We start from the raw sequence: 25,023 nt of genomic DNA, 5'->3' as shown, positions 1-25,023 counted from the left end.
CTCAGGCGTAGCGGCTGATGGCAAGATCGGTCGCGTCGATATCCGGCTTACGGCCGCTGACGAGGTCGCTGATGACGCGCGCCGAGCCGGAACTCATGGTCCATCCGAGCGTGCCGTGTCCGGTGTTGAGGAACAGTCCCTTGACCTTCGTCGGTCCGATCACCGGCGTTCCGTCCGGGGTCATCGGCCGTAATCCCGACCAGAAGGATGCTTTGGCGACATCGCCGCCGGGGAAGAGATCGGTGACCGAATGCTCGAGCGTCTGCCGGCGGGGAAGGCCGAGATCATTGGTATAACCGGAAATCTCGGCCATGCCGCCAACGCGGATGCGATCGCCGAGACGGGTGATGGCGATCTTGTAGGTCTCGTCCATCACTGTGGATTCCGGAGCGCGCGAGGCATCGGTGATCGGGATGGTCAGCGAATAGCCCTTGACCGGATAGACCGAGAGCCGGATTCCAAGCGGCTTCAGCAGCAGCGGCGAATAGCTGCCGAGCGCAACGACGACCGCATCGGCGTCGACGCGCCCGCGATCCGTCAGGACGCCACGCGCCTGGCCACCTTGTACGTCGAGGCCCTTGATCGTCGTTCCATACTGGAACTGGACTCCCAATTCGATTGCCTTGGCGGCCAACGCATTGGTGAACTTGAAGCAATCGCCCGTCTCGTCCTTCGGCGTCAGCAGGCCGCCGACGATCTTCTCGCGAACATGCCGGAGTGCCGGCTCGACGCGGATGCAGCCGTCGGGATCAAGCACTTCATAGGGGATGCCGTCGGCCGCCAGAGCCTTGACGTCCTTAGCGGAGGCATCGAGCTGGTGATGAGTGCGGAAAAGCTGCAGCGTGCCCTGCATGCGCTCGTCATAGGCAATGCCGGTTTCCTCGCGCACCTGGGCGAGCGAGATGCGGCTATAATCGGCGAGACGCAGCATCCGGCTCTTGTTGATCGCATAGCGTTCGGACGTGCAGTTCGACAGCATCTTGACCAGCCATGACAGCATGGCGGCATCGACCTTCGGGCGCAGGATCAGCGGGGCGTGGTGCATGAACAGCCACTTGATCGCCTTCATGGGAATGCCGGGCGCGGCCCAGGGCGAGCAATAGCCGAAGGAAACTTCACCGGCATTGGCAAAGCTCGTTTCCAGCGCCGGGCCCTGCTGCCGGTCGATGACCGTGACCTCGTGTCCCGCCTTGGCGAGCTGATAGGCGGATGTCACGCCGATGATGCCGGCACCCAGAACGACGACTTTCATGATGTCCCCAGTGAATTGAGCAATAGGAAGGTCAGACGTATCGCCTGTTGTGGCGATGTCCGAGACTGGTCAGGATCTCGTAGGAAATCAAGCCGGCATCGCTGGCGAGATCCTGCAAAGTCTGATGATCTCCGAGGATCTCCACCAGGCTGCCGAACGAGAGCGTGCCTTCGGGCAGGGCGCTGATATCGATTGTCGCGCTGTCCATCGAGACGCGTCCGACGATCGGCAGGCGAATGCCGTTGTAATAAACCGCACCGCGATCGCTAAGGCTGCGGGGAAGGCCATCGGCATAGCCGGCCGCAATTGTCGCAAGCCGGGTCTGGGTCTTCGTTACATGCACGCCGCCATAGCCGATGCGAGCACCGGCAGGTACGGTCCGCGTCTGCACGACGGCTGCATCGAACCGGACGACGGGCTCCATTGGATTGGCGACGCCGCTGGTTGGAGCCCCGCCATAAAGAGCGATGCCGGGTCGCGCCATAACGCCGTGAAAATCGCCGCCGAGGAAGATGCCGCCGGAATTGGCGAAGGAGATGTCATAGCCCGGGAATTCTTTCGCGACGCGGCGCATTTCCGCGAGCTGATCACCGTTCTGAGCGCCGTCGAGCTCATCCGCAGAGGCGAGATGGCTCATGATGAACAGTATGTCGAGGTGGCTTGAGGTTTCGAGATGAGCCGCGACGGCAGCTCTTTCTTCAGGCGGTATGCCGAGTCGCGACATGCCGGTGTCGAATTGCAGAACCGCCGGAAGACTGCGCCCTACGGAACGTGCGGTCTCCGACCATTGCCGAAGCTGTTCGAGCGAATTGATGACAGGGATGATGCCGCCTTCGGAGCAGGCAATTTCATTATCCGGCAACAGGCCGTTCAACACGAAGATCGCTGCATCGCGCGGCAATTGCGGGCGCAGCCGAAGCGCCTCGATGAAATGGGCGACGAAGAAGTCTCGGCATCCATGTTCATAAAGTGCCTTGGAGACCTGACTTGCGCCAAGCCCGTATGCATCGGCCTTGACGACAGCGGCCGTTCGCGCCGGTGCGACGATGGTGGAGAGCCTGTCGTAGTTCCGGCACAGGGCCGCAAGATCAATGGTGAGATAGCCGCAAGCGCCGCTGTCGATCGTCAGTCTTGACGCCCGGGAATCCACTATGCCGCCGTCCATATCAGCCCTCGTTCTTTCAATTACAGATTATTGAAACGATCGTGAAATTGCCCATCGAATAGTGATTGATTATTGTGTAATTGTGGAAATATTGAAACGATCGGCGAATTTTTGAAAGAATCCACATGACGGCACTCGACGCGATCGATCGCAATATTCTTCGCCTGCTGCGCCTGGATGCCCGTGTCAGCAATGCAAGGCTTGCAAGCGAGGTCGGCTTGTCTCCGTCCGCATGCCTCCGGCGCATCAAGCTGATGGAGCAAGCAGGGGTTATTCGGGGCTATACGGCGCTCGTCGATACGTCTCAGGCTGAAACGGCGATCGCCGTCATCATCAACATCACCCTCGAGCGGCAGACCGAGGACCATCTCGACCGCTTCGAGGCGGCGGTGCGTAAGCATCCGGAGATCCGCGAGTGCTTTCTGATGACGGGTGGGTCGGATTATCTCCTGCGCGTAGAGGTCGCCACGGCCGGCGACTTCGAGCGCATCCACAAGGATATTCTCTCGACCTTGCCAGGGGTCCTGCGCATCCATTCGAGCTTTTCGATCAGAAACGTGCTGGCGACGCGGCCGAAGAATTCGCGTTGAACACTCCATGCCGACCTGATGGATGGGGTCGCTGCGCGCGCCCCCGTCTCAGGCCTGATCCCAGCCAATGCCTGTGGCCGCATCCACCTCGCAGATCAATCCGCTCGGCTCATAGCTGATTTTCACCTTGCCGTTCAGTTCCGCCGCCAGCAGGTTTTCAATCAATCTGGAGCCGAAGCCCTTGCGCGTGGGCGGCTTGACGGTTGGTCCTCCGGTTTCCTGCCAACGCAGTTTGAGCCGGTCGGTGTCACCTGCCTCTGACGACCATATGATCGCGACATGACCATCGGGCACAGAAAGAGCCCCGTATTTGGCGGCATTCGTCGCCAGTTCATGCAGCGCTAGCGAAATGGAGACAACGGTCCGCGGCGCAAGCTTGATCGCCGGGCCGGAAATCTCGAATCTCTCCCTTGGGTAGGGTGACAGCGCCTGGTTGATGACGGCCATCAGATCCGCTTCTTCCCATTTGCCATGGATCAGCAGATCATGGGCGCGCGCCATCGACGCCAGTCGCGCATCGAATGTCTCGACGGATGCCTTGTCGACATCGTCGCGTCCCAACGTCTGGCGCGATATGGCCATGACAGTTGCCAGCACGTTCTTGACGCGGTGATTGAGTTCGCCGGCCAAAACATTTTGAAGATGCTCGGCTTCCTTTTTTGCGCTGATATCATGAGCAATCTTCGACGCGCCGACGATCCGGCCATAGGTGTCGTAGATCGGGGAGACGCTCAGCAGGACATCGACGAGCTTGCCATCGCTGTGCCGCCGCTTGGTCTCATATGGCTCGACCTTTTGCCCCGCCCGGATTTGCGCGAGGATCGCCGGCTCCTCCTCGCTTCTGTCATCGGGAACGAGCATCATGACCGAGTGGCCGATGGCTTCTTCGGCGGAATGACCATAAAGCCTCTCCGCGCCGCTATTCCAGCTGGTGATCATCATGTTGAGATCGGTGCTGAGGATGGCATCGTCTGACGATGCGATGATGGCCGCCAGGCGCCGCTCGACTTCCTGTGCCCGCTTGCGTTCGCTGATATCGGTGACGACGCTGACGGCGCGCCGGATTCTGTCGGCGGAACGGTCGCGCACGCCGGACGCCGAATTCGTCACCCAGACGAGGTTGCCGTCCTTGCGGACATAACGCTGCTCGATCTCGAAGCTTTCGCCGGTCGCCAGCATCGTTTTGAACAGCTGCATGGTGTCGTGCTGATCGTCCGGATAGGTGATGTCCTGCATTCGCAGGTCGAGCAGCTCGCTCTCCGAATAGCCGACAATCTCGCAGAAACGCCGGTTGACGAGCGAGAAGCGGCCGTCAAGTTCATATTGCGCAATCCCGGTCGCGGATTGGGAAATGATGGCGCTAACCCGCTCCTCGCTCTCGCGCAACGCCTGTTCCGAGCGAACCCGCTCCGTGGTTTCGTTGACGATGCAGAACACCCCAAGCACCTTGCCGTCGTTGTCACGCACAGGCGAGTAGGAAATGTCGAAATAAACCGTCTCCGGATAGTCATAACGTTCGATGTAGAACGGCCGATCCTTGGCGACGACGGTCTTGCCTTCATTCAGCACTGTTCGCAGAAGCGGTTCCAGATCATCCCACAATTCGGCCCAGTTTTCTCGCGCCGGACAACCCAACGCCTGCGGATGCTTCTCGCCTATGGTGGGGGCATAGGCGTCGTTGTAAAGCGCGACAAAATCCTCACCCCAGAACATTATGATCTGGGCTTGAGCGGAGAGCATGATATCCACGGCCGAGGTCAGGCAAGCGGGCCAAGCCGATCTGGGGCCAAGACTAGTCTTTGCCCAGTCGAAGCCAAAAATGAGCGCCGCCATCTCGCCGGTGTGGCCTGCCAATTCGGGCATGACGTTCAGGATGACACCCCCTCTTGAATGAGAACAATCCTGCAAGAATTGTCTCATCTCCCTCTAGTTCGCGAGCACTCATAGCATAATCCATGCGAGGAAGTGCAGAGGGAAGTTTCAGTGATTTCCATGTGTTTTAAGTAACATAGGCAAATCTTGCTATGTATGCTTTTCCCCGGTTGCGGAGCGCACGGCCCGCTTGTGCTCGCAAGGCAGACCGAACAGGTCGCGTGCATCGCCGCGCGTGACGAATGCCGGCCGCCCGACCTCGCTGTCAGGTATCTGGCCGCGCATGCATTTCCTCGATCAACCATCTTTCGAGCGCCAAAGCGTCCGGCCGGTTTGCCAGGTGCGGAGCGATCCAGAGCACCATGCGGCGCGGCCCAGGCAGGAAGCCGAACGGCGCCACCAGGCGCCCCGAAGCCAGTTGATCGAGCACCAGCATTTGGGGAACCACCGCGACGCCGAGCCCGCAGGCTGCGGCCTGTATCAGCAGGTAAAAATGGTCGAAAGTCGAATGGCTGGAAAGGTTGAGTTCCTCTTGTTTCGCGGCTGACTGCCAATCGCTCCAGGCCTCCGGTCGGGTCCGAGTCGACAGGATGGTTCCGCCTTCGAGGTTTTCGGGGCCATGGATGCTGGCTCGGCTCAGATATTCCGGCGAACAGACCGGACCGATCGCTTCGCCGCCAAGTTCGCGGATGATCGCGTCTTTCGGCGGTTCGATAACGCTTGAGCGGATCGCCAGGCCGATCTTGTCGCGGACAAAGTCGACCTGATCGTAGTTCATGTTGAATTGCAGTGCGACCTGCGGATGGCGCTCGTGGAATTGGCCGATGCGCGGAATGATCCATCCCATCATGATCGAGGAGGAGCAGGACAGGGTGAGCGGGCTGGGGCGAACGCGCTCGACGCTCGCCTGCATCAGGCCGAAGGCGCTCTGAAGTCCCTCCGCCAGCCGCGATCCTTCCGGCGTCGGTTCCGTCGAGTGTGCCCTGCGGGTGACGAGAATGACGCCCAGCGAAGCCTCAAGACCGCGAATGTGACGGCTGATCGCGCCGTGGGTCACGCAAAGCTCATCCGCGGCAAGCGTCATCGACCTGTGCCGCGCGGTGGCTTCAAATGCCTTGAGCGCATTCAGCGATGGAAGAGGGCCACTCATTTTCTGATCCCAACGACTTAATGATGTGATTTTTCCTCACATCACCGGGAGATTAAATCGTTTGCCCGCTACTTGTCCATCCCGCTAGAGATCGAAGTCAAAGGCGCGGGGCCGGAGACAGTTCTTGGAAGGGAAATGGGAGTTTCCATTCCGTCATCGGCGCAAACGGACCGCCGCCTCTAGAATGATCGAGAACGGGGGAGGATTCAGAATGCAGCCCGGTATCCAGGAAATGTCACAGGTCGAACGGTCGGCCATTGCCAAGGTGTCGAAGCGGCTGGTGCCCTTCATCGCCTTGATGTTCTTCATCAACTTCCTCGACCGCACCGCGATTTCCTTCGCCGGGCCGAACGGCATGACCACCGATCTGGCTCTGACGGCGGCGCAGTTCGGTTTTGCGGCGGGCATCTTCTTCGTTGGTTATATCGTGCTCGAAATCCCGAGCAATCTGGCGCTCCATAAATATGGCGCCCGCCGCTGGCTCGCCCGCATCATGGTCAGCTGGGGCATCGTCGCGCTGCTGTTCACCTGGGTATCGAGCGCGACGGAGCTTTACGTTCTGCGCTTCCTGCTCGGTGTCGCCGAAGCCGGCTTTTTTCCCGGTGCCATCCTGTTCCTCAGCCTGTGGGTGCCGGCACGGCATCGTAACAAGATTCTGGCCTTGTTTTACCTCGCCCAACCGTTGACGACGGTTATCGGCGCTCCGTTTGCGGCCATGCTGATCCAGATGCATGGCTTGTTTGGCCTTGAGGGCTGGCGCGTGATGTTTTTCGGCGTCGCGGTCCCTGCCATCGTTATCGGCATCGTGACCTGGTTCTATCTCGCCGATCGCCCTGATGATGCCAAGTGGCTGACGCAGGCTGAAAAGGATTGGTTGAACCGCGAGCTTGCCAACGAAGAAAAGGCGAAGGTGGCAGAGCATGGCAAGATGACCGGCCTTGCGCTGACCGATAGCCGCGTATGGCTGCTCTCGGTGATCTATTTCGGCCTGATCTACGGGCTTTATGCGCTCGCCTTCTTCCTGCCGACGATTATTGCCGGCTTTGAGACGAAATTCGGCACGAAGTTCGACGTCTTCGACAAGGGCCTGATCACGGCGATCCCTTATCTGCCTGCCGCCGTCGTCTTGTTCTTCTGGAGCCGCGATGCATCGAAGCGCGGCGTCAGGCCGTGGCATATCGGCATACCCGCCCTCGTTGGAGCGTTCAGCATTCCCGCCGCGCTGTTCATGGGCTCGCCGGAAGCGACGATTGTCATGATCACGCTGACGGCATGCGCGATTTTCGCGGCCTTGCCGAACTTCTGGGCAATCCCATCCCGCTTCCTAGCAGGGCCCGCTGCTGCGGCCGGCATCGCCCTGATCAATACGATCGGCAACATAGCCGGGTTTGCCGCACCCTATATCACCGGGCTCGTCAAGGATGCGACCGGTGTCTACGAATTGCCGATGTTTATCGTAGGGGCTCTGATGCTGCTATCGGCGCTGCTGGCCTTCTCTTTGAGCGGTCGGGTGGGTGCGCCGGAACTTACAGTTTCGGGCAGCAAGCGCTGAGAACGCCTCCGGCAGCAAGCCAGGAAATTCGATGGCGGTCACGAAATTGGCCGCCATTGTCCTCTAGGGACTACGCTCGGTCCGCAGTACGGGGTAGATGCCGGCGGGAGTAGGGCTGGCCCGCGCGTGAACTTCGCCCAAAGCCGCCGGCCGTAGTCAGCCGGTATCGTTGCCTTCTCAGCCCGCCCGCAGCAGCATGCCGAACAGATCGCGCGGATCGTCCGGATCGGCGATGATATCCAGCTTCTGAAAGTAATCGGTGCCGACAAGCTTTTCGCGAACATAACGTAGCGCCGAGAAGTCCTCGATGGCAAAGCCGACGCTGTCGAACAGGGTGATCTGTCCCTCGCTGCGGCGACCCTGCGTGCGGCCGCTCACCACCTGCCAGAGCTCGGTGACCGGATAATCCGGATCCATCTGCTGGATCTCCCCTTCGATGCGGGTCTGCGGCGGATATTCGACGAAAGTGTCGGCGCGCAGCAGGATATCGCGATGTAGCTCTGTCTTGCCCGGGCAGTCGCCGCCGATGGCGTTGATATGAACGCCGGCGCCGACCATGTTGTCGGTCAGGATCGTGGCAAGCTGCTTGTCGGCGGTACAGGTCGTGATGATATCGGCGCTCTCGATGGCTGCTTGCGCCGATGTGCACGGAACCAATCGCAGGCCCTTTCCGGTGAGGTTGCGCACGGTCTTTTCCGTGGCCCTCGGATCGATGTCGTAGAGGCGGACCTCTTCGATGCCGAGGACGGCCTTCATCGCCAATGCCTGGAATTCCGCCTGTGCCCCGTTGCCGATCAACGCGACGCAGCGCGCCTTTGGCGGCGCCAGATGTCGAGCGGCCATGGCCGAGGTGGCGGCCGTGCGCAATGCTGTCAGTAGCGTCATTTCGGTCAGCAGCACAGGGTAGCCGGTCGATACTTCCGCGAGCAGGCCGAAGGCGGTCACGGTCTGCAGCCCCTGCGCCATGTTCTTCGGATGCCCGTTGACATATTTGAAGCTGTAGACCGCGCCGTCCGAGGTCGGCATCAGCTCGATCACGCCGTCATGGGAGTGGGAGGCGACACGTGGTGTCTTGTCGAAAAGGTCCCACCGGCGGAAATCCGCTTCGACCGCATCCGTCAGTTCGACCAGCACGGTCTCGATGCCGACATGATGGACAAGCCGCATCATGTTCTCGACGCTGACGAAGGGAATGAAGGCTTTTTCCGAAGGAAGCGGTGCGGGCATTGTCATGTCCTCGATAAGATAATTCCCAATAGGGTAACAAGCGGATCGATTGACTGAAATCGCAAAACTGTGCCAGTTCTGGTACGAGTTTACACAAACTGCTCAGTATTTTTGACAGAAAAGACAGAAACAGGATTTTGCGATGACGCTTGCCAAATATATTCCCGATGATCTCGATCGGCGCATCATCGCCCATTTGCGGGCCGACGGGCGCGCTTCGCTGTCCAAATTGTCGGATGCGCTGGGCGTTGCACGGGGCACGGTGCAGAACCGGTTGGACCGTCTTATGGAGACCGGCACCCTTCTCGGCTTCACCGTCCGGGTGCGGGAAGACTATGACGAGCAGACCGTGCATGCGGTCATGATGATCGAAGTGGTGGGAAAGTCGACCACGCAGGTCATCCGCAAGCTGCGTGGCCTGCCGGAAATCTATTCGCTGCACACGACGAACGGCAATTGGGACCTCGTCGCCAATATCCGGGCAACCAGCCTCTCGGACTTCGATCGGGTCCTGCGCGAGGTACGCATGATCGACGGTGTCGCAAACAGCGAGACCAGTCTACTGCTCAGCAGCCTCTGACCTTTCGCATCGCTGAAGACGGCTCGATACCCGTCCCTGCTTAACCGCGGCTTGCGCGCAATATGCGCTTCCAGATGGTGCCGCCAAGGTATCTGTTGAATACGAGGAAATAGGCGACGATGAGGACAAAGAGCAGAAGCGCCGGCAGTCCGTTGAGCTTGAAGCCGTCATCCGTCCTGCCGCCGAAAATCGACGCGACGATATAGCCAAGAATAAAAAATGCGGTCAGGAAGTCGAGGATGGCGGCGAGAATGATGCGCCAGGTGGCTGGTTGCGCCGCGGCATTCGTATCAGGCATTGCTGGATCCCATCATGTCCGTGAAAGATCGTGGCGATAGCGTTCGCCGGCTTATTACATCACAGATACATCCAATGCGGCAGCGCTTTGTCAATCGCAGAGGTGGTTGCCTGCATCGATCTGCGCTGGCCATTCTTGGGCGCTCTTTGGTGGACGTCGTGCCGCCCGTGAACGGACTTGAGAACTGTGCGGTGACGTTGTGCAGTGTAGCTTGAAAACTCGCGGCTTGTTGTTATGATTTCGTATGGAACTTACTTTGCTCGCCCACGCACTCGCCTGGACCGTGCTCGGTCTGGTGGCATTGACCACGGTCGTCCCGGTCGGGACCAGATATCCATTCATGGCGATGGCAACCATCGAGAGCGTCGTCCCATTCGGGCTCATGGGGTTTCTGTTCGTTATAGCTTACCCCGACGATCGGCGCATTGTTGCGCTTTTATGCATAACCGTCGCCGCAGCTAGCGAATCGATTGCGTTGGTCCTGCCTGAGAAGTGTCTGCGCATCGAGCGGGCGATCCTGAAAGTGCTTGCCACCGTCTCGGGGTTGCTTCTGGGCGCATTGTTTATGGAATGCATGCTGCAGGCGTCGTAGCTTTGCCTCGTATAGGCAACAGATGAACACTCAAACATCCATTTGGCGCTACCTCGGGATATTCAGGCCGCTGGCGCGCTAACTTCCATATACAACTAGCGATCCGAAGCCTTGCCGCTATGGCTCTCCAGCCGGTAACGGTTCCCGGGATAAATGAGGCGCGCTGTGGAAACGACGCCGCGTGCCGACCATGTGCGCCGCCGGATTGTCAAGCAAGGCTCGGTCTTCAGGATCGTCAACAGCTTGCATTCCCAGGCCTGCGGCATGACTGCCTCGACCACATGTTCCGACCCGCTGAGCGGCGCGACTTCCGAAAGATAGGCATTTGGCGTCATGCCCGTGAAGTCCTGCTGCAGGTAGTCCGGGGCGGCGTCGGGGTGGACATGGCGGTCCTCGATCTGCACTGGCACGCCGTTCTCGCTATGCACGATCAGCGAATGGAAGGCGGGCGATCCGATGTCCAGTCCCAATGCATCGGCGACGTCGGGTGAGGCTGCTTCCTGGGCAAGAACGATCACGGTGGCCTGGTGAGAATGGCCGCGTTCGGCGATTTCTTCGGCGATATTGCGCACCTCGAAGAGGGCGGATGCCCCCTTGCGTTCGGCGACGAAGGAGCCGACGCCCTGGATGCGCACCAGCTCGCCTTCATTGGCGAGTTCACGCAGTGCGCGATTGGCTGTCATCTTGCTGACGCCAAGTTCGGTGACCAATTCATTTTCGGAGGGAACGCGATGCTTGGGCGGCCACTCGCCGCTGTGGATGCGATCGAGGATCACCTGCTTGACACCGGCATAGAGAGGCGATGCGTCGTTTTCCGCCAGTTCGCGTTTCATTTCGCCGGAGCGCTTCATTGCCTATTCCCTTTGCACGAACTGAATCTGCCTCGAAAACAACTTTCCCACTTGCATATCACAAATTATCTCATATGGTACCCTATACAACCTCGCAAACAATCCTAAAAATAAATTGGGAAAGCGGGCAAGCCGGCGTAGATCGGTAGGAAGTGCTGCAAGGCCTGTTTCAACCTCAGAGGAGCTCCACACGATGAAATTCAGTGCAATTCTTTTGTCAGGCGTCATGGCCGCCGCCGCTTTCGCGGCACCGGCTCTCGCCAAGGACTGGAAGACGGCGACGATCACCCTGGAAGGTGCCTACGCGCCGTGGAATATGACGAATGCCGACGGTTCGCTCGGCGGCTTCGAGCCGGAACTTGCCAAGGTCCTGTGCGAACGCGCCAAGATCGACTGCAAGCTGGTTGCCTCCGATTGGGATGGCATGATCCCGGCACTCAACGCCGGCAAGTTTGACGTGATCATGGACGCGCTGTCGATCACCGACGAGCGCAAGCAGGTCATCGGCTTCACTATTCCCTACGCCGCTACGCCTGCTGCTTTCGCAACCGCCAAGGACAGCCCGCTTGCCAATGCTGCCGGCACCGGCTCCACCATCAAGATGACCCCCGGCCAGACCGGCGTCAAGGAAATCGACGTGCTGAAGGAAGCCTTCAAGGGCAAGACCATCGGCATCCAGGCCGCAACTGTTTACGCCAAGTTCGTCTATGACAATTTCGGCTCGATCGCCACGATCCGCGAATACAAAACCGGTGCCGACCGCGATCTCGATCTGCAGAACGGTCGTATCGATCTCGGCTTCGACGACGCCGTCTACTTCGCGAACGCCTTTGCAAGCGCCAACGACTCGCTGGCCTTTACCGGTCCGGAAATCGCCGGCTCCATCTGGGGCGCGGGCGAAGGTCTCGGCATCCGTCAGGCTGATACCGATCTTGCCGACAAGTTCAACGCAGCGATCAAGTCAGCGCTTGCCGACGGCACCATCAAGACCCTGTCGATGAAGTGGTTCAAAGTCGACGTCAGCCCGGAATAATCGGGGCGGCCTTCGGGCCGTTACCGCGGGTCTCCGGCTGCAAAGCCGGAGACCGTCAGTTATTCTGACGTCAGAAACTGCCACGGACGGGGAATGGACGCTATGGCAAGCTTGCAACTGCTGGGCTTCGGCTCGAACGGGTGGGGCGCGCTGCTGCTCGTTGCCGCTTTGATGACGCTTGCCGTCACGGCGACGGCATTGGCAATCGGGGCGGTGTTGGGCGCGATCGTCGCCTCGGCAAAGCTCTCGGGCAGCCTGCCGCTGAAAATGCTCGGCAATGTCTACACGACAGTGTTTCGCGGCGTGCCGGAGCTTCTGATCATCTATCTCATCTATTTCGGCGGCTCCTCGGCGGTCACCTCGGTAGGCAAATGGTTCGGCTATGAGGGCTTTCTCGGCCTGCCGTCCTTTGCCGCGGGCGCACTTGCCGTCGGCATCATATCCGGCGCCTATCAGGCTGAGGTTTTCCGCGGCGCCTATCTCGCCATTTCCAAGGGTGAGCTCGAGGCAGCCTCGGCGATTGGCATGCATGGTGGCCTTCGCCTGCGCCGCATCATCATCCCGCAGGTGATACGCTACGCCATCCCGGGTCTTGGCAACGTCTGGCAGCTGAGCCTCAAGGATTCAGCCTTGATCTCGGTCACCGGCCTTGCGGAGCTGATGCGCACCAGCCAGGTCGCTGCCGGCTCCACGCGCCAGTATTTCCTCTTCTTCATCGTCGGCGGGATTCTGTACCTGATCCTGACCAGCCTGTCGGATCGCGTTTTCAACAGGGCGGAACGACGCGCCAATCGCAGCATGCCGGCTGCGACAATCGGCCAGGCTTGAGGAGCGGCAAATGGATTTTAACTTCCTCTCGAGCACCATGATTACACTGCTGCAGGCGGTGCCGATGACACTCCTGCTGTTTTCGCTGTCGATCGTAACAGGCGGCATCCTGGCGCTTGTTGTCGTCGCCCTGCGCGTCAGCGGCAATCCGATCCTGTCGGGCTTTGCCAAGGGCTATATCTTCGTGTTCCGCGGCTCGCCGCTATTGATCCAGATGTTCCTGGTCTTCTACGGCTTGGCGCAATTTTCCATCATCCGCTATTCGTTCCTCTGGCCCTTCCTGCGTGAGCCCGTGGTCTGCGCGATCCTGTCGCTGGCGCTGTGCACGGCCGGCTATACCGCCGAGATCTTCCGCGGCGGCATTCGCGCCGTTTCGCCGAAGGAGATCGAGGCGGCGCGCTCGATCGGCATGTCCCGCCTGCTGCTGGTGCGCCGTATCATCGCGCCCATCGCCTTCCGCCACGCCCTGCCGGCCTATTCGACCGAGATCGTCCTGATGATGAAGTCGACGGCGCTCGCCAGCCTCGTCACCGTTTGGGAAGTGACAGGCGTTGCACAGCGGCTGATCTCGCACACCTACCGCACGATGGAAGTCTTCCTCTGTGCGGCGATCATCTACCTCGTGCTGAATTTCATCATTCTGCAGGGCATGGCCCTGCTGGAATATTCGCTGTCCCGTCATCGCCGCGCCATTCCGCCGGCGTTGAAGGCCTAAAGACTTCATTGGAGCAGGCAAATCATGCCAGATGTAACCCGACTTTCAGTTCGCAACATCCGCAAGAGCTTCGGCACCCATGAAGTTTTGCGCGGCATTTCCCTTGATGCTCAGGATGGCGACGTCATTTCGCTGCTCGGCGCTTCCGGCTCCGGCAAGTCGACGTTCCTTCGCTGCATCAACCTGCTTGAGATCGCCAGCGATGGCGAGATCTGGGTGGATGGCGAGCAGATCCGCATGATCCACAAGAACGGTCAAAGTCGTCCGGCAAGCCACAAGCAGGTGGATCATATCCGCTCCGAGCTTGGCATGGTTTTCCAGAGCTTCAATCTCTGGTCCCATATGACAATCCTGCAGAATGTGATCGAGGGGCCGATCCATGTCTTGAAGCGCCCGCGCGCCGAATGCATCGCCGAGGCCGAAGCGCTTCTGGAAAAGGTCGGCATCGCCGACAAACGGCACGCCTACCCCGCGCATCTGTCCGGTGGTCAGCAGCAGCGTGCGGCCATTGCCCGTGCTCTTGCCATGAAGCCCAAGGTCATGTTGTTCGACGAGCCGACCTCGGCGCTCGATCCCGAGCTTGTCGGCGAAGTGCTGCGCGTCATGCGCGCGCTTGCCGAAGAAGGCATGACCATGCTGGTCGTCACCCACGAGATGAGCTTCGCCCGCAACGTCTCCAATCGCGTCGTCTTCATGAAGGAAGGGCTTGTCGAAAGCACCGGCACACCGGACGATATGTTCGGTGGCGGCGCATCGCCGGCCTTCCGCCAGTTCATCGGGCATTTCGGAACCGGACAATGACCATCACCATCGATAAGCCGTTATCCTGGCGCGAGGTTGCTCGCGTCAGCACCGGCGAACCGCTGACCCTGTCCGAGGCGGCATGGAAGCGTGTCGAGCAGGCGAGCCGCATCGTTGAGCGCATCGTCGAGACGGGCGTACGCGCCTATGGTGTGAATACCGGCGTCGGTGCCCTGTCCGATACCGTGGTGGACCGCCCCTCGCAAAGCCGCCTCTCGCGCAATATCATCCTCAGCCATGCCTGCGGCGTCGGCCCCCTTTTGCCGGCGCGTGAAGTGCGCGGCATTATCGCGGCGCAGATCGCCAATTTCGCCCACGGCCATTCCGGCGTCCGGCCTGAAATCATCCGTCATCTCGCGGCATTTCTCGAGCATGACTGCATTCCCGAGGTGCCCTCCAAGGGCTCTGCCGGCTACCTCACGCACAACGCCCACACCGCGCTCGTGTTGATCGGCGAGGGACAGGCAGTCGTGAAGGGCATGTCCATGACCGGAGCGCAGGCGCTTGCCGCGATCGGTCTGGGCCCGCTGGTGCTGGGCGCCAAGGAAGGGTTGAGCCTCGTCAATGGTTCGGCTTGCGCCACGGGATTGTCGGCTCTGGCGGTCTATCGTGCCGAGCGCTTGCTCGACTGGGCCGATGCCATTGCAGCATTGACGTTGGAAGCAGCCGGCTGCCAGATCGCTGCCTTCGATGAGGCCGTGCTGGCCCTGCGCCCGTCTGCTGGTATTGCCAAGGTCGGTCGCCGACTACGCAGCCGTCTGCGCGGTAGTGGTCTTGTCGCCGCAGCCCTTGGCCGGCGAACGCAGGACGCATTGAGCTTGAGGGCCGTTCCGCATGCGCATGGTGCGGCCTGGGATGTCTTCGAACAAACCGCCCGCATCGTTGATCAGGAACTGGCCTCGGTCACGGACAATCCGGCTGTCTCCGGCACGCCCGAGCAACCCGTCGTTTCCTCGGAAGCGCATGCCGTCGCACCCGCACTCGGTCAGGCGGCGGATAGCCTGGCGATCGCGATCGCGCAGATCGCCGCCATGAGCGAGCGGCGGATGGATCGCCTCGTCAATCCGCTGGTCAGCGGCCTGCCGCCGTTCCTGGCGAGTGATGCTGGTAGCCATTCCGGCTTCATGATTGCCCAGTATACGGCTGCGGCCCTGGCAAACGACAATCGACGGCTGGCTGCTCCCGCGTCGCTCGATGGCGGCCTGACGTCCGGCCTGCAGGAAGATTTCCTCGCGCACCCGACGGCTGCGGCCAGCAAGCTGCTAGCCATCCTTGACAATGCCGAGTACATCCTGGCGATCGAACTCATGGCAGCGGCACAGGCCCATGATTTCCTTGGTTCCAAGGGTGCCAGAGCACCGGGAACGGACCGCCTCTACGCCGCCGTCCGTTCGCACGTCCCTCTCTACCGCGACGACCGCCCGCTGAATGCCGATATCGAGCGCCTGCGGGATCTGATCGCGCAGACCGCGCCGCCCGCCGAAAGTGAAACTGGAGCATAGAATGTCCGTGGAATTCGACCTTGCCGTCATCGGTCTCGGCGCGATGGGAAGTGCGGCCTTGTCTTTCGCCGCCGCTCGCGGCGCAAAGGCAATCGGCATCGAAGCGCATTTTCCGGCGCATGCCCTTAGCTCGTCGCATGGTGACAGCCGGCTGATCCGACTCGGTTATTTCGAAGATCCCTCCTATGTTCCACTGCTGCAGCGCGCCTATCAAAACTGGCGCTCGCTCGAGGCGCGGCTGCGCGCCGAGATCCTGACCGTGACCGGCGTCCTGCAGATCGGCGCACCCGACAGCAAGATCGTCAGCGGCACGCGCGCTTCCTGCGAGATGCACGACCTGCCGCATGAGATGCTCGACCGGGATGCGATGAAGCGCCGCTTCCCGGCATTCGAGCTTGGGGATGGAGAAGTCGGCCTGCTCGATCCGCAGGGCGGTTATATCAGGCCGGAAGCTGCGATCATGGGCTATCTGAAGCTTGCCGCGGAAGATGGAGCGGCGCTGCATTTCGGCGAGCGGGTCATCGCCATCGAGCCCGATGATGCAGGCGTGACGGTTGTTTCGACGACGGGGCGCTATCGTGCGCGCAAGGTAATCGTCGCGACAGGTGCCTGGATTGCCGAACTCGTGCCGCAGCTGAAATCTCATGCACAGCCGATCCGTCAGGTGGTCGCCTGGTATCAGCCGAAGGACGGCTTCGTTGCCGAGCCAAAACGCATGCCGTGCTTCCTGCGCGATGAGGGGGAGAACGGTTCGTTCTTCGGCTTCCCGGCAATCGGCATCGATGGCGTCAAGGTCGGCCGTCACGCGCATTTCAGGGAGCCCATCGACCCCGAGGCACCCAACCCGCCGGTCAACGACACCGATACGGCGCTGCTCGACAGCTTCGCTGCCAAGCGTCTGCCCGATGCGGCGTCATTTCGGGTGCGGGCGACGACCTGCCGCTACACCATGCTGCCGAGCGAGGATTTTCTAATCGATACCCTGCCGGGGCAGCCGAATGTCGTGGTTTCTTCGGCATGCTCCGGCCATGGGTTCAAGTTTACCAGCGTTGTCGGCGAAATCCTTGCTGATCTGGCGCTTCAAGGTGGAAGCGCGTTACCGACAGCTCTGTTTTCCTTTGACAAGCACTTTGGTGGCCGAGCGGCATAGCTGACTGACTGGCAAGCTCTAGCCGATCGTCATTCGCCGCAGGACGTCCGACCTGAAATAGAAGTGCTGAACGAGCGCGCCGAATATGTGCAGGACGACGACGATCCAAAGCAGCATTTTGATCGGGCCGCCATGGGCGAAGCCTGCCGCGTCGATGCCGAGATAATAGGTTGCTATTCCGGACAGCGGCATCGCGAAGATCAGCGCATAGAGCAAGACATGTGTCACACGCGCGATATGATGCAGGAATGCCGGCTGACCGTTTGGCCTTTCGGGAGTATCGGACGAGAAGCGGACGGCCAATCGTATGATGGCCAGCAGCAAGACTGCAATGCCGACATAGGCGTGGATATTGGCACTGGCGATATCGGCAGGCGAGGGTGTCTGGCCGTTGCGGATCAGGTGCTTCCAAGCATTCATGCCATCCGGAAACAAGAGATTGAAAAAGATAAGCAGAGCCATGAGCCAATGGAGCAGGCGCTGGGGAATGGAGTATGCGGATCTGGCCGGCATCGGATCTCCTTGATTGGAACTGTTCTAAAAATAGAACATGATTCTAACGAGAACCTGAATGCGCGGCCCAGACCCATGATCATTTAAAGAACCCCCGGAATACTGTGGCGTTCCGAGGGCTCCTTCAGATCAGCTTAAAACGGCACGCGGTTCGAGAAACGATTCCAGGCCGTAGGCGCCGAATTCGCGGCCCATGCCGGACTGTTTGAACCCGCCAAAGGGCGCAAGCGGCTCGTGCGGTGCGCCGTTGATGACGACGCGACCAGCGTCGATCTGGTTTGCGACTCGCTTTGCTCTGCTGAGATCCGAGGAGAAGACATAGGCCTGTAGGCCGTAATCCGTGTCATTGGCGATCTCGATTGCATGCGCCTCGTCGCGATAAGGGATGACGCAGAGCACAGGCCCGAAGATCTCTTCGCGTGCAATCCGCATGTCATTGTTGACGTTGGAGAAGACCGTCGGGCGAACGAACCAGCCGTGATCGATTCCCTTGGGTCGACCTTCGCCGCCGACAACCACGCTGGCGCCTTCTTCTTGGCCGAGACGGATATATGATTGGACGCGATCCCATTGCCTCCGGCTGACCATCGGGCCGATCGTGACCGCCGGGTCGTTGCCATCTCCTACTCTTAGCGCTGAAACAGCCTTGGCCAGTCGATCATGGATTTCGCCCAGCCGGCTTTCGGGAGCGAGAATGCGTGTGCCGGCGATGCAGGCCTGGCCGCTATTGGCGAAGCCGGCTGCCAGCACCTGCGGAATGACGAGATCAAGATCGGCATCATCCAGGATGACGTTCGGGCTCTTGCCGCCGAGTTCGAGTGTCACGCGTTTCAGTGTCATTGAAGCAGCCTGAAAGATGGCCCGCCCGGTGACCGTTGAGCCGGTGAAGCTGATCTTAGCGATATCACGATGCGCACTGAGGGCCGCGCCCGCCACATGGCCATAACCGTTGACGATGTTGAACACGCCGTTCGGCAGCCCGGCGGCATGAAGGCATTCGGTGATCAACTGCGTCTGGATCGCGCTCATCTCCGATGGTTTGATGACCATGGTGGTGCCGGCGGCGATTGCCGTGGCGAGCTTGCTGCAGATGAAGCCGTAATTGCTGTTCCAGGGCGTAATGGCGGCTGCAACGCCGGCGGGCCGCATCTCCACGTCGGCATGGCCGATGCGACGGCGAAACTCATAGTCCTTGAGTGTCTCCGCCATGTGGAGGAAAGCCGTTGCGGCGTGCGGCACAGAGAAGCCGATGAAGCCGGCCGGCGCGCCATATTCCTCGCGCATGGCGTCGGTCAGGTCCGGGGCGCGTGCGGCGACTGCCTCATGCAGGCTGTGCAGCATCGCGATACGTTCGGCCTTGGAGCTTTGTAACTGGCCTGGGAAAGCCGCCTTGGCGGCGCTCACGGCATCGTCGATATCTCGTGCGTCTCCAAGGCGGACGGTACCGATCTGCTCTTCGGTGGTCGGGTTGAAAAGAGGGGCTATCTCCGTGCCATGGGGCTGAACGAAGCGGCCGTTGATGTAGATGGTGTCTATCGTGCGCATGAGCGTCTCCTTCATCTTCACGATAGAGGTAGGATGCGCTATTTGTTCGGTCTAGAAGGACAAAGACGAACAGGCTGATAAGGAGAATCGCGCAATGAAGGCAAGCCTTGCTGAGCTTGAGGCGATTGCAGCCGTCGCACGGCATGGCGGCTTTCGCGCCGCCGCCCGCGAACTCGGCATGTCTTCATCGGCGCTCAGCCATGCTGTCGCGACGCTGGAGGAGCGCCTGTCCGTGCGGATCTTCAACAGGACGACGCGGAGCGTGACGTTGTCGGATGCCGGCGAGCGTTTCGTTGCGGATATTGCGCCAGCGCTTGCGGCGATCGACACAGCCATCGAGAATGCCGGCATCTCTTCCGCAACCGTATACGGCACACTCCGGCTCAACATGGCGCCCGGCGCCGCGCGCATGCTGCTGGTTCCTCTTATCCTCGAATATGGGCGGCGCTATCCGAATGTGGACGTCGAGATTGTCACCGACAATGCTTTGGTCGATGTCATCGGCAAGGGTTTTGATGCGGGCATTCGCCTCGCTGATGCTGTTCCCACAGATATGGTTGCCATCCCTATCGTTCCTACGGTCCGTTCGCTCGTCGTCGGCTCGACAGGCTACTTCAGCGATAGGCCGCGTCCACTTGTTCCCGGTGATCTTCTGCAGCATCGATGCATTCGCGCTCGAATGGCAAGCGGCCGGTTCTATCGCTGGGAGTTCGAACGGCGTGGCGAGGCCCTGCTGATCGATGCGCCAGGGAGCCTTACTCTCGACGCATCCGACCTGCTGTTGACTGCGGCGCTCGAAGGGGCGGGTCTTGCCTATATCAGCGAAGCGTCCATCGCCGATCATATCGCGGCAGGCAATCTGATCTCCGTATTGGAGGATTGGAGCCCGCCCTATCCGGGACTCAGCCTCTATTTCGCCCAGCGCCGCCAGATGCCGGCGAGGCTTCGCGCCTTGATCGATCTCATCCGCGAGCAGAATGCCGCTCGCGCAGCCCAGGCGAAAGATTAAGTTTCCGACATGAACCCCGATAGAGCTTGAGCGGCGGCATATCGAGATGTAGCCATATCGCATCTGACATCATCATGATGATTGTTTTGAAGGTGAGCCTGTTATGGACCAGAAGATCGAAGCCGTTCTCGAAACCTATCACGAGCTTATTCGCGAGGAACACAGCAAGCCCAGGGACATGCCGCCTGGTGGCCGCGATGGCGGTCAGGATCGCCGGTTGCGCGCGGTCGGACCGGAGACGGGCCGTTTCATCAATATTCTGGCAAAGAGCCTGAAGGCGCCCACCATTCTCGAGCTTGGGACATCCTTTGGCTATTCCGGTATCTGGCTGGCCGAAGCCGCGCGTGCAAGCGGCGGAAAGCTCATTTCCATGGAGCTGCACGCTTACAAGACTGAGTTTGCCAGGGAAATGGCCGGGAAGGCCGGGCTTTCGGAGCATATCGATTTCCAGATCGGCGATGCGGTCGAGATGATCAAGGCATTGCCTTCGGGCGTCGACTTCATCCTCGTCGACCTGTGGAAAGATCTCTACATTCCGTGCCTGGAAGCCTTCTATCCCAAGCTCAATCCCGGCGCGATCATCGTCGCCGACAATATGTTCATGCCCGGCAATGAGGACGTGAAACGCTATGGCGAGGCCGTTCGCGCCAAGCCAGGCATAACGTCCGTCCTCCTGCCTGTCGGCTCCGGGATCGAAGTCAGCCGATACGACCTTGTATAGGAACAGACGGCGGCCTCAGACGAAGGCCGCCGCCGATTTGGTTTTACTTACCGGCGTCGTTGGCCGCCTTTTCGATAACGGCGGCGACCTTTTCCGGCTGTGACGCGAAGACGGCATGGCTCGACTTGATCTCCGTCATGTCGCTGCCCGCCCGCTTTGCCATATCCCGCTCAAGTTCGGGATTGATGGAGCGATCCTGCGTTGCCACGATCGACCAGCTCTTTTTTACCCGCCAGGCCGGATCGCTGATCTTGGCCGTGAAGGCTGCCTTGGAGGCGAAGACCTGCGATTTTGCCAGGAAATCGGCCTCGTCCTTCGGCAGGTCCGCGGCGAAATCCGCTGCAAAGGTTGCGGGGTCGAGATAAAGATACTGGCCGTCCTTCGTCTCGCGGATATTCATGCTGCCCGCCGGCTTGGAGCTGGCGAGGCTGATCAGGCTCTCTCCCTTGTCGGGCTGAAACGCGGCGACATAGACGAGACCAGCGACATCGGGCCGGTTGCCCGCCTCGGTGATGACCATGCCGCCATAGCTGTGTCCCACCAGCAGGCTGGGGCCGCTCTGCAGGTCGAGCACACGGTTCGTTGCTGCAACGTCGTCGGCAAGCGAGGTGATGGGCTCCTGTACGATCGAGACCTTGAAGCCGTGCTTTTCGAGGATTTCGGTGGTCTTGCGCCAGCCGGATCCATCGGCCAGCGCGCCGTGGACGATGACGATGTTCTTGATCTCGGCAGCCTGGGCTGCAAAGGCCAATGTGCTTGCGGCAAGGCCAAGTGCGACGGCGGAAAGAAAGCGCTTGTTCATGGGTAGGACTCCTGTCGGTAAAGGTTGATGTCGGGGTTGGGGAGGGTTCATCCGAAGGTGAAGGCGTAGGCCTGGACCCCGGGATCGAGGAAACGGATTTCGAAGTTGCGTGCCGTCACGTCGCCGGACTGGCGAACGAGCTGGTAGAGCTTGGTTGCAGTCACCGTTCCGTTTCCGGCGGCATCGGTGTCGGCGCCGTGGTCGGCACCCGGCGCCTTTCCATCGACGGTCACCTGGAAGCGGATGGGTTTGCCGTCCGCTGCCGGCCCGAGGACGAGATGCAGGTCGCGGGCGCTGAAGCGATAGCTAATGCCGCCGCCTGCTTTGCCGAGCGATGCCTGTTCGGCGCCGACTGTCCATGTGCCTGCCAATCCCCATTGGTTGAGGCCGGGATTGGCAATCGAATAGTCGGCGGCGGTATCGGCCTTCAGGCTTTCGGGAGAGACAAAACCTGTCGCCTGCTTGTAGCCGACATAGGTTTCGCCGGAGCGGATATGGCCAAGATCGGGACTTGCCTCTGCGCCCTTTGCATCCGGCACGACAGGCGCGCTCTGCGCCATGTCGCTGCCTGCTTCGCGCAGAAGATCCTGGATCGCACGCTCGGTCTGGGGATAGTTGCCTTCGCCGAAATGTTCGTAGCGGATCTGCCCCTTGGCATCGATCAGGTAATGGGCAGGCCAGTAGTTGTTCTCGAAGGCGCGCCAGATGCGATAGTCGTTGTCGATGGCGACCGGGTAGTCGATCTTGAAGTCTGCAATCGCCTTCTTGACGTTGTCGACATTCTTCTCGAAAGCGAATTCGGGGGCATGGACGCCGATCACGACGAGGCCCTGATCCTTATACTTTTCCGCCCAGGCGCGAACATAGGGGATGGTGCGGATGCAGTTGATGCAGGAATAGGTCCAGAAGTCCACGAGCACGACCTTGCCGCGAAGCTGCGCAGTGGTGAGCGGCGGCGAGTTCAGCCAGCTAACGGCGCCGTCGAGTGAAGGAGCCTGTCCTTCCACCGGAAGGTCGCTGTGGAATGGTCGGGTCGCATCGCTGACGGCGACCATTGCACTGTTGCTGGCGACTTCGGTGGCGGCCGCATCGGAGGGCTTCGTATGCAGCTTCTCCAGCAGGGCCTGCTCGAACGAGCCGGTGCTTGCGTAGGACAGCCGAGCGAGAAGGCCGGTGTCGAGACCGAGGGCGATGGCTGCAACCCCTGCCAGAACGGCAACGCCGGCGAATTGGCGGATGCGCTCGCTGATCCCGAGCGATTGCTTCATCCGGGCAAAGATCTTGCCGCCGGCGAAGAGGGCGACGGCGAGCGAGGTCGCGGCACCGGCGCCATAGGCGAGCAGAAGGAATGTGGTCTGCAGGTTGGCGCCCTTCAGGGCAGCACCGGTGAGCACGAGCCCGAGGATCGGCCCGGCGCAGGGTGCCCAGAGCAGCCCGGTGGCAATCCCAAGCACGAAGGAGCTCCGAACACTCGATGTCGCGCGGCCCTTGCCTGCGGCGTTCAGGAGATTGTTGCCGAGGTCGACGACCGGCCGGGAAAGCAGGCTCGACACGCGCGGCGATAGCAGGCTGAGGCCGAAGAGGGCGAGCAGCACGATCGCGACGAGGCGACCATATTCATTGGCGCGAACGGCCCAGCCGCCGCCGATGGCAGCAAGCGTCGCGACCAAAGCAAAGGTCAGTGCCATGCCCGCAAGCATGGGCAGGGTGCTCTTGACGAAAGGCTGCCCGGCACGAGCGAAGACGAAGGGTAGAATGGGCAGGATGCACGGACTGAGGATCGTCAGCGCACCGCCGAGATAGGCAATAATGAGAAGCGTCATCGTCTTTTCCTTTCGAACGGATTGACCGGCTGCGGACGGCGACGTGCCGTGCTCAGCAGTGACGCCATCTGCCGTTGGCGACGTATCTCGAGTGTGTCCGGTTGAAGTGGAGAATGTACCGAAACGTCTGTGTCTTCGGCTTCGATACAGTGCGATACAAACTCAGCGGTGCCGGAGTGATTCTGCAGTGAGGCCAGTAATTTGCCGAAACTATCCGGTGAAGGAAGCGGATTGTATCAGACTGTATCTGCGCCGCCTGAAGCTACATGGGCATTCAAAACTCGGCCGCCTGCGACACACCGGCGATACATGCGGCTGGCTTTCTTGCCGTCAACATCCATTCCACAGGAGAGACAGATGTCCGAGGAAATCAACCACAATCGCCGCCGCTTTTTCGGCATTGCCGCAATCGCCGTTGCCGCCGCCGAATTCGGCTTGCCGGCCATCGCCGGTGCACAGCAGTCGAAGCCTTCCGTTGCCGTTCCCGCGGTCAAGGCCGGCACACATACATCTTTCGCGGCTCTGAAGCAGATCGATGCGGGCGTGCTCAATATCGGCTATGCCGAGGCCGGCCCGGCGAATGGTCCGGCCGTGTTGCTGCTGCATGGTTGGCCCTACGACATCTATAGCTTCGTCGACGTGGCGCCGCTGCTCGCCGACGCCGGCTATCGCGTCATCGTCCCCTATCTGCGTGGCTATGGCACCACCCGCTTCCTTTCGGCCGATACACCGCGCAACGGACAGCAGGCCGCTCTGGCTGTCGACATGATCGCGCTTCTCGATGCCTTGAAGATCGAAAAGGCCGTTATTGCCGGTTACGATTGGGGCGCTCGCACCGCCGACATCATGGCGGCCCTTTGGCCCGAACGTTGCAAGGCGCTGGTGTCGGTCAGCGGCTATCTGATCGGTAGCCAGGAGGTCAACCGCAAGCCCCTGCCGCCGAAGGCAGAGCTTGCCTGGTGGTACCAGTTCTATTTCGCCACCGAGCGCGGCCGCCTCGGCTATCAGGAAAACCGGCATGATTTCGCAAAGCTGATCTGGCACACCGCCTCGCCGCAATGGGCTTTTGACGATGCGACCTACGATCGGTCGGCTGCGGCCTTCGACAATCCGGATCATGTCGACGTCGTTATCCACAATTACCGCTGGCGCCTTGGGATTGTCGAAGGCGAGGCGAAGTACGATGCCTACGAGAAGACGTTGGCAGCAGGGCCAGTGATCTCGATCCCGACCATCACCATGGAAGGCGATGCGAATGGCGCTCCGCATCCGGAACCATCAGCTTACCGCGGCAAGTTTTCCGGCAAGTACGAACATCGCACCATCAGCGGCGGGATCGGCCATAACCTTCCTCAGGAAGCACCGCAGGCGTTTGCGCAGGCCGTGATAGATGTTGATCGTTTCTAGTTCGACGGTAGTGTGCGAGGAAGCGCCGGCTCATGCCGGCGCCCT

General features: G+C 60.5%; 24 protein-coding genes. 13 read left to right on the top strand and 11 right to left on the bottom strand.

Annotation, left to right across the window (positions count from 1 at the left end):
• Nucleotide 1: 1 nt before the first annotated feature.
• Both ACQZ6F_RS04885 and alr read right to left on the bottom strand, forming a co-directional pair.
• Nucleotides 2-1,252, bottom strand: coding sequence for a D-amino acid dehydrogenase (locus ACQZ6F_RS04885; RefSeq protein ID WP_077470281.1), 1,251 nt, complete (start codon nucleotides 1,250-1,252; stop codon nucleotides 2-4).
• Nucleotides 1,253-1,283: 31 nt separating this feature from the next.
• A complete protein-coding gene (gene alr, locus ACQZ6F_RS04880) occupies nucleotides 1,284-2,417 on the bottom strand; it encodes an alanine racemase (protein WP_449092874.1) in 1,134 nt (377 codons plus the stop codon).
• A gap of 125 nt (nucleotides 2,418-2,542) precedes the next feature.
• On the opposite strand from alr, the gene ACQZ6F_RS04875 reads away from it, so the two are divergent.
• Nucleotides 2,543-3,007 (top strand): Lrp/AsnC family transcriptional regulator, encoded by a 465-nt coding sequence (locus ACQZ6F_RS04875; RefSeq protein ID WP_077470282.1) that lies wholly within the window; start codon nucleotides 2,543-2,545, stop codon nucleotides 3,005-3,007.
• A 48-nt stretch (nucleotides 3,008-3,055) separates the two neighbouring features.
• On the opposite strand, the gene ACQZ6F_RS04870 is transcribed toward ACQZ6F_RS04875, so the two are convergent.
• The gene (locus ACQZ6F_RS04870) at nucleotides 3,056-4,870 is read right to left on the bottom strand and encodes a PAS domain S-box protein (RefSeq protein ID WP_449092873.1); all 1,815 of its coding nucleotides are present in this window, start codon (nucleotides 4,868-4,870) and stop codon (nucleotides 3,056-3,058) included.
• A gap of 274 nt (nucleotides 4,871-5,144) precedes the next feature.
• Nucleotides 5,145-6,029 carry a LysR substrate-binding domain-containing protein gene (locus ACQZ6F_RS04865; RefSeq protein ID WP_449092872.1) on the bottom strand — a complete coding sequence of 295 codons (885 nt, stop codon included), beginning with the start codon at nucleotides 6,027-6,029 and terminating at the stop codon, nucleotides 5,145-5,147.
• 211 nt (nucleotides 6,030-6,240) lie between these two features.
• Between ACQZ6F_RS04865 and ACQZ6F_RS04860 the strand changes: the two genes are divergently transcribed.
• Nucleotides 6,241-7,581, top strand: a complete 1,341-nt coding sequence (locus ACQZ6F_RS04860; protein WP_449092871.1) for an MFS transporter — start codon at nucleotides 6,241-6,243, stop codon at nucleotides 7,579-7,581.
• Nucleotides 7,582-7,758: 177 nt separating this feature from the next.
• Here the strand turns inward: ACQZ6F_RS04860 and ACQZ6F_RS04855 are convergent, their stop codons facing one another.
• Complete coding sequence (locus ACQZ6F_RS04855) at nucleotides 7,759-8,808, bottom strand: ornithine cyclodeaminase (protein ID WP_449092870.1); 1,050 nt, start codon at nucleotides 8,806-8,808, stop codon at nucleotides 7,759-7,761.
• Between the two features lie 142 nt (nucleotides 8,809-8,950).
• Between ACQZ6F_RS04855 and ACQZ6F_RS04850 the strand changes: the two genes are divergently transcribed.
• Nucleotides 8,951-9,388, top strand: a complete 438-nt coding sequence (locus ACQZ6F_RS04850) for an Lrp/AsnC family transcriptional regulator (protein WP_068395312.1) — start codon at nucleotides 8,951-8,953, stop codon at nucleotides 9,386-9,388.
• A gap of 40 nt (nucleotides 9,389-9,428) precedes the next feature.
• Here the strand turns inward: ACQZ6F_RS04850 and ACQZ6F_RS04845 are convergent, their stop codons facing one another.
• Nucleotides 9,429-9,686, bottom strand: coding sequence for a hypothetical protein (locus ACQZ6F_RS04845; RefSeq protein ID WP_077470286.1), 258 nt, complete (start codon nucleotides 9,684-9,686; stop codon nucleotides 9,429-9,431).
• A 244-nt stretch (nucleotides 9,687-9,930) separates the two neighbouring features.
• Here ACQZ6F_RS04845 and ACQZ6F_RS04840 point away from each other — a divergent pair, with 244 nt between their 5' ends.
• A complete protein-coding gene (locus ACQZ6F_RS04840; RefSeq protein ID WP_077470287.1) occupies nucleotides 9,931-10,278 on the top strand; it encodes a hypothetical protein in 348 nt (115 codons plus the stop codon).
• 95 nt (nucleotides 10,279-10,373) lie between these two features.
• On the opposite strand, the gene hutC is transcribed toward ACQZ6F_RS04840, so the two are convergent.
• Nucleotides 10,374-11,129 (bottom strand): histidine utilization repressor, encoded by a 756-nt coding sequence (gene hutC, locus ACQZ6F_RS04835; RefSeq protein ID WP_077470288.1) that lies wholly within the window; start codon nucleotides 11,127-11,129, stop codon nucleotides 10,374-10,376.
• A gap of 193 nt (nucleotides 11,130-11,322) precedes the next feature.
• On the opposite strand from hutC, the gene ACQZ6F_RS04830 reads away from it, so the two are divergent.
• From ACQZ6F_RS04830 to solA, 6 genes are all read left to right on the top strand, one after another.
• Nucleotides 11,323-12,162: a transporter substrate-binding domain-containing protein gene (locus tag ACQZ6F_RS04830; RefSeq protein WP_077470289.1), complete on the top strand. Its 840-nt coding sequence runs from the start codon at nucleotides 11,323-11,325 to the stop codon at nucleotides 12,160-12,162.
• Nucleotides 12,163-12,264: 102 nt separating this feature from the next.
• Nucleotides 12,265-12,990: an ABC transporter permease gene (locus ACQZ6F_RS04825; RefSeq protein WP_068395997.1), complete on the top strand. Its 726-nt coding sequence runs from the start codon at nucleotides 12,265-12,267 to the stop codon at nucleotides 12,988-12,990.
• 10 nt (nucleotides 12,991-13,000) lie between these two features.
• On the top strand, nucleotides 13,001-13,705 hold the full coding sequence (locus ACQZ6F_RS04820) for an ABC transporter permease (RefSeq protein WP_077470290.1): 705 nt from the start codon (nucleotides 13,001-13,003) through the stop codon (nucleotides 13,703-13,705).
• Nucleotides 13,706-13,729: 24 nt separating this feature from the next.
• Entirely contained in the window at nucleotides 13,730-14,506 is a 777-nt protein-coding gene (locus ACQZ6F_RS04815) for an ABC transporter ATP-binding protein (protein WP_449092869.1), read from the top strand.
• A complete protein-coding gene (locus tag ACQZ6F_RS04810) occupies nucleotides 14,503-16,008 on the top strand; it encodes an HAL/PAL/TAL family ammonia-lyase (RefSeq protein WP_449092868.1) in 1,506 nt (501 codons plus the stop codon). Before ACQZ6F_RS04815 ends, ACQZ6F_RS04810 begins: the two co-directional genes overlap by 4 nt.
• Nucleotide 16,009: 1 nt before the next feature.
• Entirely contained in the window at nucleotides 16,010-17,158 is a 1,149-nt protein-coding gene (gene solA / locus ACQZ6F_RS04805) for an N-methyl-L-tryptophan oxidase (RefSeq protein ID WP_449092867.1), read from the top strand.
• An 18-nt stretch (nucleotides 17,159-17,176) separates the two neighbouring features.
• Here solA and ACQZ6F_RS04800 read toward each other — a convergent pair whose 3' ends face one another.
• Complete coding sequence (locus tag ACQZ6F_RS04800) at nucleotides 17,177-17,671, bottom strand: cytochrome b (protein WP_174073839.1); 495 nt, start codon at nucleotides 17,669-17,671, stop codon at nucleotides 17,177-17,179.
• Between the two features lie 129 nt (nucleotides 17,672-17,800).
• Nucleotides 17,801-19,216 carry an aldehyde dehydrogenase family protein gene (locus tag ACQZ6F_RS04795; RefSeq protein WP_449092866.1) on the bottom strand — a complete coding sequence of 472 codons (1,416 nt, stop codon included), beginning with the start codon at nucleotides 19,214-19,216 and terminating at the stop codon, nucleotides 17,801-17,803.
• A 94-nt stretch (nucleotides 19,217-19,310) separates the two neighbouring features.
• On the opposite strand from ACQZ6F_RS04795, the gene ACQZ6F_RS04790 reads away from it, so the two are divergent.
• Together ACQZ6F_RS04790 and ACQZ6F_RS04785 are read left to right on the top strand one after the other, a co-directional pair.
• Nucleotides 19,311-20,225 carry a LysR family transcriptional regulator gene (locus ACQZ6F_RS04790; protein ID WP_449092865.1) on the top strand — a complete coding sequence of 305 codons (915 nt, stop codon included), beginning with the start codon at nucleotides 19,311-19,313 and terminating at the stop codon, nucleotides 20,223-20,225.
• A 103-nt stretch (nucleotides 20,226-20,328) separates the two neighbouring features.
• Nucleotides 20,329-20,946: an O-methyltransferase gene (locus tag ACQZ6F_RS04785; RefSeq protein WP_449092864.1), complete on the top strand. Its 618-nt coding sequence runs from the start codon at nucleotides 20,329-20,331 to the stop codon at nucleotides 20,944-20,946.
• A 43-nt stretch (nucleotides 20,947-20,989) separates the two neighbouring features.
• On the opposite strand, the gene ACQZ6F_RS04780 is transcribed toward ACQZ6F_RS04785, so the two are convergent.
• Both ACQZ6F_RS04780 and ACQZ6F_RS04775 read right to left on the bottom strand, forming a co-directional pair.
• On the bottom strand, nucleotides 20,990-21,748 hold the full coding sequence (locus ACQZ6F_RS04780) for an alpha/beta fold hydrolase (RefSeq protein ID WP_449092863.1): 759 nt from the start codon (nucleotides 21,746-21,748) through the stop codon (nucleotides 20,990-20,992).
• Nucleotides 21,749-21,795: 47 nt separating this feature from the next.
• Nucleotides 21,796-23,571, bottom strand: coding sequence for a cytochrome c biogenesis protein DipZ (locus tag ACQZ6F_RS04775; RefSeq protein WP_449092862.1), 1,776 nt, complete (start codon nucleotides 23,569-23,571; stop codon nucleotides 21,796-21,798).
• A 357-nt stretch (nucleotides 23,572-23,928) separates the two neighbouring features.
• On the opposite strand from ACQZ6F_RS04775, the gene ACQZ6F_RS04770 reads away from it, so the two are divergent.
• Nucleotides 23,929-24,978: an alpha/beta fold hydrolase gene (locus ACQZ6F_RS04770; protein WP_449092861.1), complete on the top strand. Its 1,050-nt coding sequence runs from the start codon at nucleotides 23,929-23,931 to the stop codon at nucleotides 24,976-24,978.
• Nucleotides 24,979-25,023 lie beyond the last annotated feature (45 nt).

The sequence above is a fragment of the Rhizobium sp. A22-96 genome, from assembly GCF_053521805.1.
This window is presented reverse-complemented; position numbering and strand designations above follow the sequence as displayed.

Coding starts and splice junctions, on each gene's coding strand:
- ACQZ6F_RS04885 (WP_077470281.1), bottom strand. CDS start 1,252: ATGAAAGTCGTCGTTCTGGGTGCCGGCATCATCGGCGTGACATCCGCC.
- alr (WP_449092874.1), bottom strand. CDS start 2,417: ATGGACGGCGGCATAGTGGATTCCCGGGCGTCAAGACTGACGATCGAC.
- ACQZ6F_RS04875 (WP_077470282.1), top strand. CDS start 2,543: ATGACGGCACTCGACGCGATCGATCGCAATATTCTTCGCCTGCTGCGC.
- ACQZ6F_RS04870 (WP_449092873.1), bottom strand. CDS start 4,870: ATGCCCGAATTGGCAGGCCACACCGGCGAGATGGCGGCGCTCATTTTT.
- ACQZ6F_RS04865 (WP_449092872.1), bottom strand. CDS start 6,029: ATGAGTGGCCCTCTTCCATCGCTGAATGCGCTCAAGGCATTTGAAGCC.
- ACQZ6F_RS04860 (WP_449092871.1), top strand. CDS start 6,241: ATGCAGCCCGGTATCCAGGAAATGTCACAGGTCGAACGGTCGGCCATT.
- ACQZ6F_RS04855 (WP_449092870.1), bottom strand. CDS start 8,808: ATGCCCGCACCGCTTCCTTCGGAAAAAGCCTTCATTCCCTTCGTCAGC.
- ACQZ6F_RS04850 (WP_068395312.1), top strand. CDS start 8,951: ATGACGCTTGCCAAATATATTCCCGATGATCTCGATCGGCGCATCATC.
- ACQZ6F_RS04845 (WP_077470286.1), bottom strand. CDS start 9,686: ATGCCTGATACGAATGCCGCGGCGCAACCAGCCACCTGGCGCATCATT.
- ACQZ6F_RS04840 (WP_077470287.1), top strand. CDS start 9,931: ATGGAACTTACTTTGCTCGCCCACGCACTCGCCTGGACCGTGCTCGGT.
- hutC (WP_077470288.1), bottom strand. CDS start 11,129: ATGAAGCGCTCCGGCGAAATGAAACGCGAACTGGCGGAAAACGACGCA.
- ACQZ6F_RS04830 (WP_077470289.1), top strand. CDS start 11,323: ATGAAATTCAGTGCAATTCTTTTGTCAGGCGTCATGGCCGCCGCCGCT.
- ACQZ6F_RS04825 (WP_068395997.1), top strand. CDS start 12,265: ATGGCAAGCTTGCAACTGCTGGGCTTCGGCTCGAACGGGTGGGGCGCG.
- ACQZ6F_RS04820 (WP_077470290.1), top strand. CDS start 13,001: ATGGATTTTAACTTCCTCTCGAGCACCATGATTACACTGCTGCAGGCG.
- ACQZ6F_RS04815 (WP_449092869.1), top strand. CDS start 13,730: ATGCCAGATGTAACCCGACTTTCAGTTCGCAACATCCGCAAGAGCTTC.
- ACQZ6F_RS04810 (WP_449092868.1), top strand. CDS start 14,503: ATGACCATCACCATCGATAAGCCGTTATCCTGGCGCGAGGTTGCTCGC.
- solA (WP_449092867.1), top strand. CDS start 16,010: ATGTCCGTGGAATTCGACCTTGCCGTCATCGGTCTCGGCGCGATGGGA.
- ACQZ6F_RS04800 (WP_174073839.1), bottom strand. CDS start 17,671: ATGCCGGCCAGATCCGCATACTCCATTCCCCAGCGCCTGCTCCATTGG.
- ACQZ6F_RS04795 (WP_449092866.1), bottom strand. CDS start 19,216: ATGCGCACGATAGACACCATCTACATCAACGGCCGCTTCGTTCAGCCC.
- ACQZ6F_RS04790 (WP_449092865.1), top strand. CDS start 19,311: ATGAAGGCAAGCCTTGCTGAGCTTGAGGCGATTGCAGCCGTCGCACGG.
- ACQZ6F_RS04785 (WP_449092864.1), top strand. CDS start 20,329: ATGGACCAGAAGATCGAAGCCGTTCTCGAAACCTATCACGAGCTTATT.
- ACQZ6F_RS04780 (WP_449092863.1), bottom strand. CDS start 21,748: ATGAACAAGCGCTTTCTTTCCGCCGTCGCACTTGGCCTTGCCGCAAGC.
- ACQZ6F_RS04775 (WP_449092862.1), bottom strand. CDS start 23,571: ATGACGCTTCTCATTATTGCCTATCTCGGCGGTGCGCTGACGATCCTC.
- ACQZ6F_RS04770 (WP_449092861.1), top strand. CDS start 23,929: ATGTCCGAGGAAATCAACCACAATCGCCGCCGCTTTTTCGGCATTGCC.